General features: G+C 37.2%; 13 protein-coding genes. All 13 read right to left on the bottom strand.

Annotated features, from left to right (window positions below; all coding sequences use genetic code 11):
* Positions 1-8: 8 nt before the first annotated feature.
* Positions 9-434 carry a hypothetical protein gene (locus MKY37_RS19270; protein WP_340779413.1) on the bottom strand — a complete coding sequence of 142 codons (426 nt, stop codon included), beginning with the start codon at positions 432-434 and terminating at the stop codon, positions 9-11.
* Positions 435-456: 22 nt separating this feature from the next.
* Positions 457-1455, bottom strand: coding sequence for a flotillin-like protein FloA (gene floA, locus MKY37_RS19265; protein ID WP_090563835.1), 999 nt, complete (start codon positions 1453-1455; stop codon positions 457-459).
* Positions 1455-2726: an NfeD family protein gene (locus tag MKY37_RS19260; protein ID WP_340779991.1), complete on the bottom strand. Its 1272-nt coding sequence runs from the start codon at positions 2724-2726 to the stop codon at positions 1455-1457. Before MKY37_RS19260 ends, floA begins: the two co-directional genes overlap by 1 nt.
* 314 nt (positions 2727-3040) lie before the next feature.
* Entirely contained in the window at positions 3041-3214 is a 174-nt protein-coding gene (gene rpsU, locus MKY37_RS19255; RefSeq protein WP_016426884.1) for a 30S ribosomal protein S21, read from the bottom strand.
* 280 nt (positions 3215-3494) lie between these two features.
* A complete protein-coding gene (gene deoC, locus MKY37_RS19250) occupies positions 3495-4166 on the bottom strand; it encodes a deoxyribose-phosphate aldolase (RefSeq protein WP_340779410.1) in 672 nt (223 codons plus the stop codon).
* Positions 4167-4914: 748 nt separating this feature from the next.
* Positions 4915-6255: a tRNA (N(6)-L-threonylcarbamoyladenosine(37)-C(2))-methylthiotransferase MtaB gene (gene mtaB, locus MKY37_RS19245; protein ID WP_340779407.1), complete on the bottom strand. Its 1341-nt coding sequence runs from the start codon at positions 6253-6255 to the stop codon at positions 4915-4917.
* Between the two features lie 15 nt (positions 6256-6270).
* A complete protein-coding gene (locus MKY37_RS19240; protein ID WP_340779405.1) occupies positions 6271-7011 on the bottom strand; it encodes a 16S rRNA (uracil(1498)-N(3))-methyltransferase in 741 nt (246 codons plus the stop codon).
* A gap of 11 nt (positions 7012-7022) precedes the next feature.
* Positions 7023-7967, bottom strand: a complete 945-nt coding sequence (gene prmA / locus MKY37_RS19235) for a 50S ribosomal protein L11 methyltransferase (protein WP_340779403.1) — start codon at positions 7965-7967, stop codon at positions 7023-7025.
* 14 nt (positions 7968-7981) lie between these two features.
* Positions 7982-9106, bottom strand: a complete 1125-nt coding sequence (dnaJ, locus tag MKY37_RS19230; protein WP_340779401.1) for a molecular chaperone DnaJ — start codon at positions 9104-9106, stop codon at positions 7982-7984.
* 285 nt (positions 9107-9391) lie between these two features.
* Positions 9392-11218: a molecular chaperone DnaK gene (gene dnaK, locus MKY37_RS19225; protein WP_340779400.1), complete on the bottom strand. Its 1827-nt coding sequence runs from the start codon at positions 11216-11218 to the stop codon at positions 9392-9394.
* Positions 11219-11258: 40 nt separating this feature from the next.
* On the bottom strand, positions 11259-11801 hold the full coding sequence (gene grpE / locus MKY37_RS19220; RefSeq protein WP_340779399.1) for a nucleotide exchange factor GrpE: 543 nt from the start codon (positions 11799-11801) through the stop codon (positions 11259-11261).
* A gap of 15 nt (positions 11802-11816) precedes the next feature.
* On the bottom strand, positions 11817-12854 hold the full coding sequence (hrcA, locus tag MKY37_RS19215) for a heat-inducible transcriptional repressor HrcA (protein WP_340779990.1): 1038 nt from the start codon (positions 12852-12854) through the stop codon (positions 11817-11819).
* A gap of 95 nt (positions 12855-12949) precedes the next feature.
* Positions 12950-14083, bottom strand: a complete 1134-nt coding sequence (gene hemW, locus MKY37_RS19210; RefSeq protein WP_340779988.1) for a radical SAM family heme chaperone HemW — start codon at positions 14081-14083, stop codon at positions 12950-12952.
* Positions 14084-14210: the final 127 nt, after the last annotated feature.

Below are 14210 nucleotides of genomic sequence, written 5' to 3'. Positions count from 1 at the left end.
TTCATGAGTTATCTTTTGGATTTTGGTGGAGCAAGTATTTCAGAAAAAATTATTCCTTTGATCAATTCGTCTTGACTGCTAGGTATTATGCTGTCCACTACTGGAGTAGATACTGTTACAGGTATATTATTTTGATGAGTGCTTAATCTACCGGAACTTCTAGCTACCCCTTGATCACGTTTAACTTCTCTCTCCATTTTTTTTACTACAGGCACTTCTTTCACAATAGGAGACTTTGTTTTCATCTCCTGTTGTCGTTCACTCGTAAACTGTTTAGCAAAATCACCTAATTCTTTAAATGGATTTTCTGAAATAGTTTTACGCATTGGTTTGCTATTTACTGGTTTTTCAACAGTTTTTTTGTCGGATTCTTTATTATTTTTAAAGAAAAGACTAAAAATTGCTGCGATGATTATAGGAATGAAAGCTTCCAAGGAGATCGGCTCCTTTCCGCTATTATTTTAGCTCGTCGGTTGAAGGTTTATCTCCGCCGACCTTACTAATAGAATCTCTCATACCAGTATCTGCTTTGATATTATTATAATTCATGTAATCCATAACACCGATATTACCATCACGAAGTGCTTCAGCCATTGCTAATGGAACAGCCGCTTCCGCTTCTACAACTTTCGAACGCATCTCTACAACTTTTGCTTTCATCTCTTGTTCAGATGCTACAGCCATTGCACGACGTTCTTCTGCTTTTGCCTGGGCAATTTTCTTATCTGCCTCAGCTTGCTCTGTTTGTAATTCTGCTCCGATGTTTTTTCCGATATCAACATCCGCAATATCAATTGATAGAATTTCGAAGGCAGTTCCTGAATCTAACCCTTTTCCTAAAACTGTTTGAGAAATTAAATCTGGATTTTCTAATACTCGTTCATGACTTACACTAGAACCAATTGTAGAAATGATCCCTTCACCTACACGGGCCACAATTGTTTCTTCACCTGCACCACCGACTAATCGGTCAATATTTGCACGAACTGTAATACGTGCCTTTGCTTTTACTTCAATACCGTTCATCGCAACACCTGCGATAAATGGTGTTTCAATAACTTTTGGATTTACAGACATTTGAACCGCTTCTAAAACGTCACGACCCGCAAGATCGATTGCTGCAGCTCTTTCAAATGTTAGTTCAATATTAGCACGATGTGCAGCAATTAATGCGTTGACAACACGGTCTACATTACCACCAGCCAAGTAATGACTTTCCAATTGGTTAATAGCAACTTCAAGTCCAGCCTTATGTGCTTTGATCAACGGATTAACGATACGAGAAGGTATAACTCGACGTAACCTCATCCCTACTAATGTAAAAATACTAATTTTTACCCCTGCCGCTAATGCAGAAATCCATAGCGTAATTGGGAAAAACGTGAAAAATACTGATAGTACTATAAATGCAAGTACTATAACGACGATTAAAGTAATTGTTGATCCTGTAATCATTATGTTGCCTCCCCTTCTACCGCTTCTCGTACAACTATACGAGAGCCTTCTACTTTAATAATTTTAACATGCTTATCTTTCCCAATAAAACTTCCATCTGAAACTGCATCAATTCTTTCATTATCGATACGTATAGTTCCAGCAGGTCTAAGTGGTGTCATGGTCACGGCAACTTTTCCGACTAGTTCCACCCGATTTTTATTGGAAACATATCCTTTTTCCGTTGTTGTCGCATCCGACAGAATCACTTTATTCAACACTTTTAGTTCCTTACCAAAGAACTTCATAATAATCACCATTCCCACTATAGCTACTGATAAAGCAATAATAACAGCGATAATCATTTGCTCAATATCGCCACCAGCTAATACTATACTCACAATAATAGCTGCCGCCCCTAATATACCACTAATTCCTCCGGGCAGGAAGAACTCTCCAATAATAAGTATGATACCAATAACAAAAATAATTATCGTTTCATAACCAGCTAGACCTGCAACTAAATGTCCAAAAAAGAAAAGAACTAACGAGATAAGTCCCATTGTACCTGCAACACCAAACCCAGGTGAATAAAGCTCGACGATTAAACCCAAACTAGCTATAGATAATAAAATCGGTACTATGATTGGATTTGTTATAAAACGGGCAAGCGATTCCATAAAGGTTTCTTCTGTTTCTATCACTTTCGCTCCAGCAAGGTTAGTAACTTGAAGTAGTTCATCAAATGAGCTAACTGTTGCTTCTGAATATCCTACCTCTAAAGCCTCAGCTGAAGAAAGCGTCAATAATTTGCCAACAGGGGCTCTGTATTCAGGTAAGTCAACAGAATCATCTGCCATTGCTTGAGCATATTTAGGATCTTTCTCGGTTAGCTCGGCAGCGTTTTTCATTTTAGCTTTCCATGCACTGTTCGCTTTTTCATCCGCAGTGTTTCCACTACTGTCAATGACTGCAGCTGCACCGATCGTTCCACCTGGAGACATATAAATTTCATCTGTATGAAGCGCTAAATATGCACCCGCTGATAATGCTTCTGAGTTAATATACGCAATTTTACGAATGGGTGTTGAATCCAATAAATTTGCAATATCTTCTGCAGAATCTACAAAGCCTCCAGGTGTATTAATCTCAAAAATAATTGCCTCTGCTTCAGCCTCTTCTGCCTCATGAATAGAACGTTTAAGAAAAGCATACAATCCTTTTTCTACTTCTTTGTATACAGGTACTTTGTAAACCACCGTAGATTGTGCTGTAACAAAGGGGATCATCATTCCAAATGATAAGATTAATAAACAAAGAGAAACGACATAACGAGACAATTTCACCACTTAACCTCCTTTCTTCCATATGTATACTCTTATTTACGGAGGAGCTATCAAAAAGTTTCAAAAAATAAAAATAAACCGAGAAAATAAATTTTCTCGGTTTACATAATTGTAAATTTTAATCATAAAGTACGTGTTTTGAACGTAGGGATGGTCGGGATAAAATACCACTTACGTTAACGTGCAGCTTCTGATTTCTTTTTACGTTTCCGCTCAGGTTTTAGAAACCATAGCATCGAAGCATTGTAAATTTAAATTAATTAGAATTTACGTTTACGGGCAGCTTCAGATTTCTTTTTACGCTTTACGCTTGGCTTTTCATAAAACTCGCGCTTTCTTACCTCTTGAATTGTACCACTTTTAGATACAGTACGTTTGAAGCGGCGAAGAGCATCTTCAAGCGATTCGTTTTTACGAACGACAGTTTTTGACATCTCTTTTTCCCTCCCTCCGAACACACGTCAAGTACATAACCAAGTGTTATGTACTAAAAAATTATACCGTATAGTAGAGACTTGGTCAATACTTTGAGATAAATTTAACTTAATTTAACTTGAAGCTTAAACTTCCGGCAAAATCAGGTTAAGACTCCGGCGGATTTCTCAGGTTTTAAAAGGAAACAAAGGCTTCTTTGCTAAGTACCTCGCATACATGTCGTCAATAGTTAGTCTATGCTCAATTCAAAATCTGGAAGTAACTACGCCAAGTCATCATTTAATAATCAGATTTACTTTCTAAACCTTTTACAATTTCTACTCCAGAGCTTGCACCAATTCTTGTTGCGCCAACTTCAACCATCGCTTCAACATCTGCTAAGCTTCTTACTCCACCAGAAGCTTTCACTCCTAAGTTCGGCCCTACAGTTTCGCGCATTAGTTTTACTGCTTCAATTGTTGCTCCTCCAGTAGAAAAACCGGTAGAAGTTTTTACAAAGTCTGCTCCTGCTGCTTTAGATAATTCACTTGCTTTAATAATTTCTTCATTTGTTAATAAACAAGTTTCTAAAATAACTTTAACAATTGCTTTATCTTTTGCAGCAGTAACTACTGCTTCGATATCTTTTTGTACTAAGTTATAATCTTGGTCTTTTAATGCACCAACATTTAATACCATATCAATTTCATCTGCACCATTTTCAATAGCATCTGTAGTTTCAAATGCTTTAACTGCTGATGTACTTGCACCTAAAGGGAATCCAATAACAGTACAAACCTTCACAGGACTTTCTTTAAGTAGGGATGCACTTAAATTTACCCAAGTAGGGTTGACACATACGGATGCAAAGGTATACGTTTTCGCTTCCTCACATAGTTTTTCAATTTGGTTTTTAGTTGCGTCTTGTTTTAGTAATGTATGATCAATTAATGCTGCAATATTTTCAGTCATTTATTATTCTCCTTTCAAGATGTACGTACCTCTTAATAATACCCATAATAAGATGAAAAGCGCAAGTAGATTACATTTTTTAAGCAAAAAATGATTCAAGATAAAGTATTTATCAATAATGGTATTCTCTAGACGGATGTGCGCTTGCCGCACGCTACGCATGAGCCTTCTAGGATGTGTCGCTATCGCTCTTCATCCTTTTTGAAGTCTCATTCTTCGCGCTCTTGTGGCTTTGAAGGCGCACATCCTAGTGACTGCTGATTCGAAAAAATAACTTTCTAAAATCACGGATCATTTGCATTTTGGCCGAGATGCATATTTGTAATAAATTTCCTTTCTGCAGGTAAATGATTATGATAATGACATCTCGCATTATTTACCTATTTTATTTCATCGTGTTTAGAATACTAATTATGCCCAATCTTATAGTTAATAACTACACACTTAATTGATTGGAGCGCAAGGCGTCGACTCCAGTGGGAATAGCTTAAGCTGAAGACCCCGTAGGAAAGGCATTGGTCGAACTTTGTTTGACCAATGTCTTTGCGACGAGTAATCGTAGGAGCATATGTTTTCGAAGCGACGAGGAGGCTGAAGCCAAGCTCGCGGAAAGCGTCCGCCTGAAGCGGAAATTACAGCGGTATGATTTGTTTAATTATCAAGAAACCAGTAATCAAGTGACAATTTTTAATACTTTTTCTTCTTTTTTTTCAAAAAAAACCGGTGAAATATTATCACCGGTTTTGCATTATACTAATTCTGCTACTTCATCTAGAATCCTTACGAATTGTCCTTCATTGTATGGATATCCAGCTTTCGTAATTTTAACGCGAACTAATTTTCCGATTAAATCCTCGGTTCCGGGGATGACAACCTTTAAGTAATTATCAGTATACCCTTCAACCATATTAGAAACTGAATCTAGTTTATAAGCTTCTTCAGGGATAATTTCAAGAACTTCCCCTTCAAATCTAGAAGCATACTCTACAGCTAACTGATCATTTAATGTGATCAATCGGTGAACTCGTTCATTTTTCACTTCTTCGTCTACTTGGTTATCCATTCTAGCAGCAGGTGTTCCAGTACGTTTTGAGTATGGGAAAACATGGAGCTCCGAGAATTTTTGGTCACGGATAAAGTTAAATGTCTCCATATACTCTTCCTCTGTTTCACCTGGGAAGCCAACAATAACATCCGAAGTAATTGCTAAATCAGGTAACGCTTCTCTTAAACGATCTAATCGATTCGCAAAAAATTCCATTGTATATTTTCTTCGCATTCTTTTTAATACAGTATCTGACCCAGATTGAATAGGAATATGCAAATGTCTTACAACAATTTTAGAGTCTCTTAACACATCGATTACTTCGTCCGATAATTGACTCGCTTCTATAGAACTTATACGAAGTCGTTTTAAGCCTTTGACGTTGTTTTCAATATCTCTTAATAGTTGCGCTAGATTATAATCCTTTAGATCTTCACCGTATCCACCTGTATGGATTCCTGTAAGAACTATTTCCATATAACCAGCATCTACTAATTGCTGAGCCTGTCTAACAACTTCTTCGGGATCTCTTGAACGCATAAGACCACGAGCCCAAGGAATAATACAAAAAGTACAGAAATTATTACAGCCTTCTTGAATTTTCAAGGACGCTCGTGTTCTGTCTGTGAAAGAAGGTACATCTAATTCTTCATATACACGATTTTTCATAATGTTTCCTACAGCATTGATCGGTTTTCGTTCTGTTTTATACTCTTCAATATAATCTAACATTTTGGTACGTTCCTGGGTTCCGACAACAATGTCTACTCCTGGTATCGCCATAATTTCAGCTGGAGAGGTTTGTGCGTAGCAACCGGTTACACAAATAACCGCGTCTGGATTTTGACGAATAGCACGGCGAATAACTTGACGACTTTTTTTGTCGCCAGTATTCGTTACAGTACATGTATTGATAACATACACATCTGACTGTTTTTCAAATTCTGTACGGTTATACCCTTTTTCTTTAAATAATTGCCATATAGCTTCAGTTTCATAGTGATTTACTTTACAACCTAACGTATGGAATGCAACGGATGACAAGTTCTCACACCTCTTTCATTCAAATTCATAAGAAATTGCTGACAGCGCATATAACGGTGCAGTTTCAGTTCGAAGAATCCTAGGTCCTAGCGCAATTGTCTGAAAATCATTTTCTAATAATTGTTTTATCTCGGCTCGATCTAGTCCACCTTCTGGACCAAATACGATGAGTATCGATTGTTTATCATACACTTTTTTTAATTGTTCAGCAAACTTTTGTCGTTCCTGAATCTTAGCGTCTTCTTCATCCGCTACATATTTCACATCGAATGTTTTGGATATTTCTACCAACTCTTTTAAAGAGATTGGATTATGTATTTTTGGGATATTGGAACGATGAGATTGCTCTGCAGCTTCTTTAGAAATCTTTTGTAATCTCGCTACCTTCTTCTCATTTTTGGACTTATCCCATTTTACGATAGATCTTTTTGCCTCAAACGGAAATAATTCATACATTCCGAGTTCTGTAGCCTTTTGAGTAATTAACTCTAGTTTATCACCTTTCGGAAGTCCGCAAACTAGCGATACTTTCATCGGCATTTCATTGGTTTTAGCATGAATTTCTTGTACAGCTAAATGTACAGCTTTTGAAGTACCTTCTAAAATTTCCATCGTATACGTTTGGTTATGTGCAACTACAAAAACTTGATCACCTGGTGACATGCGCATCACTTGAATCATATGATGCGCATCATCCCCGGTAATTGTCACCGTATTATTATCACTGATAGGTTCATTTGTAAAATAACGTTGCATGACAATCTCCTTTATTTAGCAGGCTTTCTAGAAATGATTGTTACCCAATCTTCCATCATCATAACTTCTTCAATCTCAAATCCAGCCTGCCCGAGAGAATTGCGAACATCCTCTTTTTTGTTGGCAATAATTCCTGAAGTAATGAACAAACCACCATCTTTTACAATAGAAAATGCATCATTAGTAAATGTCATAATGATTTCCGCTAATATATTCGCTACAACAATATCCGCTTGTTCATCCACATTATCTAAAAGATTGCCATGCGTTACTTGAACAATATCGTCTACTTTGTTTAAAGCAATATTTTCTATTGCAGATCTTACAGCTACTTCATCTAAATCTAGTGCATGGATTTTAGAAGCCCCTAGTTTCGCAGCACCGATAGAAAGTACTCCAGAACCAGTTCCTACATCGATAATGCTTGAAGCTGACTGAACCGTTTTCTCTAATGCTTGAAGACACATTACTGTAGTTGGATGTGTACCTGTTCCAAACGCCATTCCAGGATCCAGCTCGATGATCAATTCGTCTGTGTTCACCCGTTCATAGTCTTCCCAAGTTGGCACAATGGTAAAACGATTAGAAATTTTCACAGGATGATAATACTTTTTCCAAGCTGTAGCCCAATCCTCTTCATCGACTTCTTGAACTGTTACAACATTATGTCCTAGGTCTATATTGAACTTTGTTAAATTGTTGATAGCAAGTTTGATCTCTTCCACTGTTTCCAATAAAAAACTGGTTTCTGATAAATAAGCTTTCACGCGTACGCCATCTACAGGAAAATCATCTGGGTTTAAGCTATAAATTTCACCAAATACATCTTCACGTTCTCTTCCTAGTTCATCCGAGTCTTCGATAACTACGCCACTTGCACCAGCTTCATGCAAAATATTGCTTACCGCTTCAACCGCTTCATTTGTAGTATGGATGGATAGTTCAGACCATTTCACTTGCGCCAACTCCTTTATTCGCCTTTTAATGTCTTTTTGATCTTATCAAATAGTGAACTGCCTTGCTCTTCTGGAATATCTCCACTGATTTCCGCAAATTCACGTAATAATTGTTTTTGTTTTTCAGTTAATTTTTTTGGAGTAATTATTTTAACAATTACATGCTGATCTCCAACACCGTAGCCATGTACATTTTTTACGCCCTTACCTTTTAAACGGAAATTCGCTTGCGATTGAGTTCCAGCCGGAATTTTAAGTTTTACTTTACCTTGCACTGTTGGAACTTCAATTTCATCACCTAACGCTGCTTGGGCATATGTTAAAGGTAACTCGTAATAAATATCGTCGCCCTCGCGTTCAAAACGCGGATCTGCTTTCACACGGAAGACGATATATAAATCTCCTGCTGGTCCACCATTTACGCCAGGTTCGCCTTGACCACTAACACGTAACTGTTGACCATCATCAACACCAGCTGGAATCGTCACTTTAATTTTTTTGCGTTTATTAACTGTTCCTTTACCATGACAGGTAGCACATTTATCTTTAATAATTTTACCTGTTCCTTGACAGTGATTACATGCTCGTTTTGTTTGTACGCGGCCAAATGGGGTATCCTGCGTAACATTTACTTGACCATGTCCATTACAATGTGAGCATTTTTCCGGATGTGTACCAGGTTTTGCACCTGATCCAGAACATGTTTCACAATTTTCTTCTTTTGAAACTTCTATTTCTCTTTCTTTACCAAACACAGCTTCCTCGAACTCAATAGTCATTGAATATTGAAGATCGCTCCCTTTTCTTGGAGCATTCGGATCACGTCTTCTAGATCCGCCCCCTCCACCGAAGAATGAACTAAAGATATCTTCAAATCCAAATCCATCTGCACTACCGCCGAACCCACCAAATCCTTGGTTAGGACCCGCATGACCAAATTGGTCATATGATGAACGTTTTTGTTCGTCACTTAATACTTCATATGCCTCGGAAATTTCTTTAAATTTATCCTCTGCTCCAGCTTCCTTATTAATGTCCGGGTGAAATTGTTTCGAAAGCTTACGATAAGCTTTTTTTATTTCGTCTTGAGTTGCGCTCTTAGAAACCCCAAGAACCTCATAATAATCACGTTTATTCATCTTTCACTCTCCTGCTCTGTTAACTTGCACATAGGAATAATTGTACCATGTACAAAATCCTAATAGCAAAACTTTGAAAATTTAATCATCCAAATCAATTTCATAATAGTATATTAAAGTGAAATCCAATGTTGACTTTAGCTCAAGGCGGACGATTTCCGCTCCAATTAACAAAAAAACTTATAAGAAATTATTTTAAGTTAATCAGTTTTAATCCCTATACAGTAAGAAAAGCCAAAGCCGGAACCGGTCTTTGACTTTTTGCTTACCGACACTTTAACGATCTTACTTGTCTTTATCGTCGTTTACTTCTTCAAATTCTGCATCTACTACACCGTCATCAGAAGGACCAGCTTGGTCTCCATTAGCTGCAGCATCCGCTTGTGCTTGTTCATACAACTTCATTGTAAGCTGTTGTACAATTTCATTTAATTTATCTTTTTTCGTTTTGATATCTTCTAAGTTTCCAGCTTCTAAAGCAGCTTTTAACTCTTCTTTTGCATCTTCAGCAGATTTTTTCTCTTCTTCTGATACTTTATCTTCTAGATCTTTTAATGTTTTTTCTGTCATGAATACTAATTGATCCGCTTCATTTTTCACTTCTGCTTCTTCTTTACGTACTTTATCCGCTTCTGCATTAGCTTCTGCTTCTTTTACCATACGCTCGATTTCTTCGTCAGAAAGTGAAGAGTTCGATTGGATCGTGATATTTTGTTCTTTTTGAGTTCCAAGGTCTTTTGCCTTAACATTTACGATACCATTTTTATCAATATCAAAAGTCACTTCAATTTGTGGAACACCACGTGGTGCTGGTGGAATATCCGCTAATTGGAAACGACCAAGTGTTTTGTTGTCCGCAGACATTGGACGTTCACCTTGAAGTACATGAATATCTACTGCAGGTTGGTTATCTGCCGCAGTTGAGAATGTTTGTGATTTTGAAGTAGGGATTGTTGTATTACGTTCAATTAGTTTAGTAAATACGCCACCCATTGTTTCAATACCTAAAGAAAGTGGTGTTACGTCAAGAAGTACAACGTCTTTTACATCTCCAGTTAATACTCCACCTTGTACAGCAGCTCCCATAGCTACTACTTCATCTGGGTTTACACCTTTATGCGGTTCTTTCCCAGTTTCTTTTTTAATAGCGTCTTGTACTGCTGGGATACGAGTAGATCCACCAACAAGGATTACTTTATCGATCCCGGAAGCGGATAATCCTGCATCTTTCATCGCTTGACGAGTCGGTACCATTGTACGTTCAACTAATGATGCAGTTAAATCGTCAAATTTCGCACGAGTCATTGTTACTTCTAAGTGAAGTGGTCCAGCTTCTCCTGCAGTGATGAATGGAAGTGAGATTTGAGTTGATGTTACACCTGACAAATCTTTTTTCGCTTTCTCAGCAGCATCTTTTAGGCGTTGAACAGCCATTTTATCTTTAGATAAGTCAATACCATTTTCTTTTTTGAATTCTTGTACTAGATAATCCATTAACACTTGGTCAAAGTCATCCCCACCAAGACGGTTATCACCAGCAGTTGCAAGTACTTCGAATACGCCATCTCCAAGTTCAAGAATGGACACGTCAAATGTACCGCCACCAAGATCGTAAACTAGAATTTTTTCATCGTGATCCATTTTATCTAAACCGTATGCAAGAGCAGCAGCAGTTGGTTCGTTGATAATACGTTCTACTTCAAGTCCAGCAATACGACCAGCATCTTTAGTAGCTTGACGTTCTGCATCATTAAAGTAAGCAGGAACTGTGATTACAGCTTTCGTTACTTTTTCACCTAAGTATTCTTCTGCAAAACCTTTTAAGTATTGAAGAATCATTGCTGAAACTTCTTGTGGAGTGTATTCTTTTTCTTCAGCTGAAACTTTTTCGTTTGTACCCATTAGACGTTTAACAGATGCAATTGTATTTGGGTTTGTAATAGATTGACGTTTTGCAACTTCCCCAACTTGTTTCTCTCCATTTTTAAACGCTACAACAGATGGAGTTGTACGGTTACCTTCTGGATTCGGAATTACTTTTGGTTCTCCACCTTCTAATACAGATACACATGAGTTTGTTGTTCCTAAGTCAATACCAATAATTTTAGACATTTAGTTTTCCTCCTAATAAATAACTTGGATATTCTTTTTTTTATTCATTTACTTTGACCATTGAAGGTCTTAATACGCGGTCTTTTAACTTGTACCCTTTTTGGAGCTCTTGAAGCACAATTCCTGATTCTTTTGAATCATCTTGCTCCTGCATTACTGCTTGGTGAAAGTTTGGATCGAATGCAACACCTTCTGCTTCGATTTGTTCCAATCCTTCTTTTTTAACCGCATCTAGTAAAGTGCGGTAAACCATATCCACACCTTTTACTAAAGAAGTTGCTTCCTCTGTAGTTGTTTCAACCGCAAGTGCTCTTTCAAAGTTATCAAGCACAGGTAATATATCCATTAAAACAGATTGTGCTCGGTATTTGTAATCAGAGGCTTTATCGAGCTGTACACGACGTTTATAATTTTCAAAGTCTGCTCTTAAGCGAATAAGCTTATCTTGTTCTTCTTCTATTTGCTGTTTAGCTAGAGTTAGTTCATCTACTTCTTCTACTACTTCTTCAACCTGTTCAGGCTCTTCTTCGGCAACCTCTTTTACTTCTTGCTCTTCTAAGTTTTCATCTTTGATTTCTGTCATTGACTACAACTCTCCTTATCCATGATGTCCATGTAATATTCTCGATAGTTCTCTAGACAAATCACCACTCATAATATCTAGTAACGACACGACTCTCCGATAGTCCATTCGGGTTGGACCAATAATTGCAATAGAACCCATCTGTTCTTCACCAATACCGTACGATGCAGTAATAACACTACATCCCTCCATGGCGAGATCATTATTTTCTGAGCCAATGCGGATTTGGATACCTTTTTTATCCAAATGGAATATGCCTGGAATTTGATTTACATGATCCATCCAATTCATGATACTTCGTGCTTTTTCTACATCATTAAACTCTGGCTGGTTTAAAATTTGCAGCTTCCCACCGTAATATACTTTGTCTTCATGCTCAATAGTCATCGCTTGGTTGAGCGATCCAAAAAGATGATTCAGACGGCCGTTATTTTGTTGCAACACTGTCATAGTAACTGCTTCAAGCATTGCAGGTAGCTCATGCAAATATACTCCTACCAAACGTTCGTTGATCAAATTGACCATACGTTCGATGTCTGATGCCTGAAAATTTTCAGGAATAGAAAATAGTCGATTTTCTACATGACCACTGTCCGTAACAATAATCGCTACAGCAGAATCACTTGAAAGTGGAACAATTGAAAATCGTTTAACACGATGTTTCCTTACATCTAAGCCTAACATAATAGAGGTATAATTCGTTAGCTCCGATATTATTTCAGCGGATTTACGAATTATTTGCTCCGTCTCCACCTTTCGTTCTTCAAAAATAGAACGAATTTGTTTTATCTCATTTTGCGAAATTCTTTGTGGAGTTAACATATTATCGACATAATAACGGTAGCCCTTTTGCGAAGGCACGCGACCAGACGAAGTATGCGTTTTTTCTAAAAAGCCCATTTCTTCTAAATCTGCCATTTCGTTTCGAATAGTAGCAGGACTAAATGGTACTTCCTCCTTTTTCGAAAGCTGACGAGATCCAACTGGTTGAGCGGTTTCGATAAAATCATCTACCGTTACTTGCAATATTAATAATTGCCTGTTTGTTAGCATGATTATCACCTCTGTTAGCACTCGTTCAAAGAGAGTGCTAATACTCATATAAAACTTATCAAATCTACAGAAAACTGTCAACGATTTAGCTTTAATTATTTAAGGAAATATTGAAACACTTCATTTCCAATAAATCTTCCACGTGTAGTTAGTTTTACATAATTATCTTGTATGTCTATTAATTCCTTTTGAAGTAATTCGTCAAGTTCTTTTCCGTATACTTCTCTAAGGGTCAGTCCGTATCTTTCCTCAAACTTAACAAGAGATACTCCCTTGTTCTTCCTTAACCCTAAAAACATTTCTTCTTCCATTTTTTCCACTTTTGTTACTTCTTTTTGCATCATGAGAGGTTTGTCCCCAAAATCTACAGTTTGCATAAACTTTTTTAGCGGACCATGATTCGAATATCTCACATCGTTCACATATCCATGAGCGCCAGCACCTAATCCAATATATTCATCATTGTTCCAATAAAGTAAATTATGCTTTGATTCTTTCCCTTCATACGCGAAGTTACTTATTTCATATTGAGAATAACCATGAATTTTCATTTCCTCTTGTAGATAACTATACATTTCTGCCTCTAAGTCCTCACCAGGAAGAGATAATTTCCCTTTGGACAGGAGATTATAAAAGATTGTTTTTGGTTCTACTAAAAGTGAATAGGCAGATATATGTGGAATTTTTAAGCGGAACGCTTCCTGCAAGGATGCTTTCCATTGGTCCATTGTTTGATTGGGAAGACCATACATCAAATCAATGCTAATTGAAGGAAAATCAGTTTGTTTGGCATATTCTATCACCTCATATACATGATCATTCGAATGAGTTCTACCTAATACTTTTAATAGCTCCTGATCAAAGGTTTGAACACCCATACTTAAACGATTTACACCAAATTTACGCATTAACTGCATTTTTTCAAGTGTTAGCTCATCTGGATTTGCTTCGGAAGTAAATTCTGTTACATATTCCATTGGTATATGCTGATGAATTAATAATAATAACCGTTCTAATTGCGAAGCAGTTAATGAGGTAGGAGTTCCCCCTCCAATGAATATAGTCTCAATAGATGCCTTTTCTAAATCTGCACTCCATAAAGACATTTCTTTTCCAAGGGACTCAATATATTCATCTACTGGTTGGTTTTGAAAGAAAAATTTGTTGAAATCGCAGTAATTACATATTTGATGACAAAAAGGAATATGTATATATACGCCTCGTACCATAACTATCCCTACTTTCTTTTCATAAAGTGAAACTTCAATCAGTGGGGTTATCTTCCCCATTGATTGAAAAACTGAACTCATGCAAGTAACGCCGCGTCGTACGGCAATGCCTGAGTGACCAACATCC

This window comes from Psychrobacillus sp. FSL K6-2836, from assembly GCF_038003085.1.
Lineage (GTDB): Bacteria > Bacillota > Bacilli > Bacillales_A > Planococcaceae > Psychrobacillus.
Note: the sequence above shows the minus strand (reverse complement) of the source record. Positions and strands in the feature narration are given on the sequence as shown.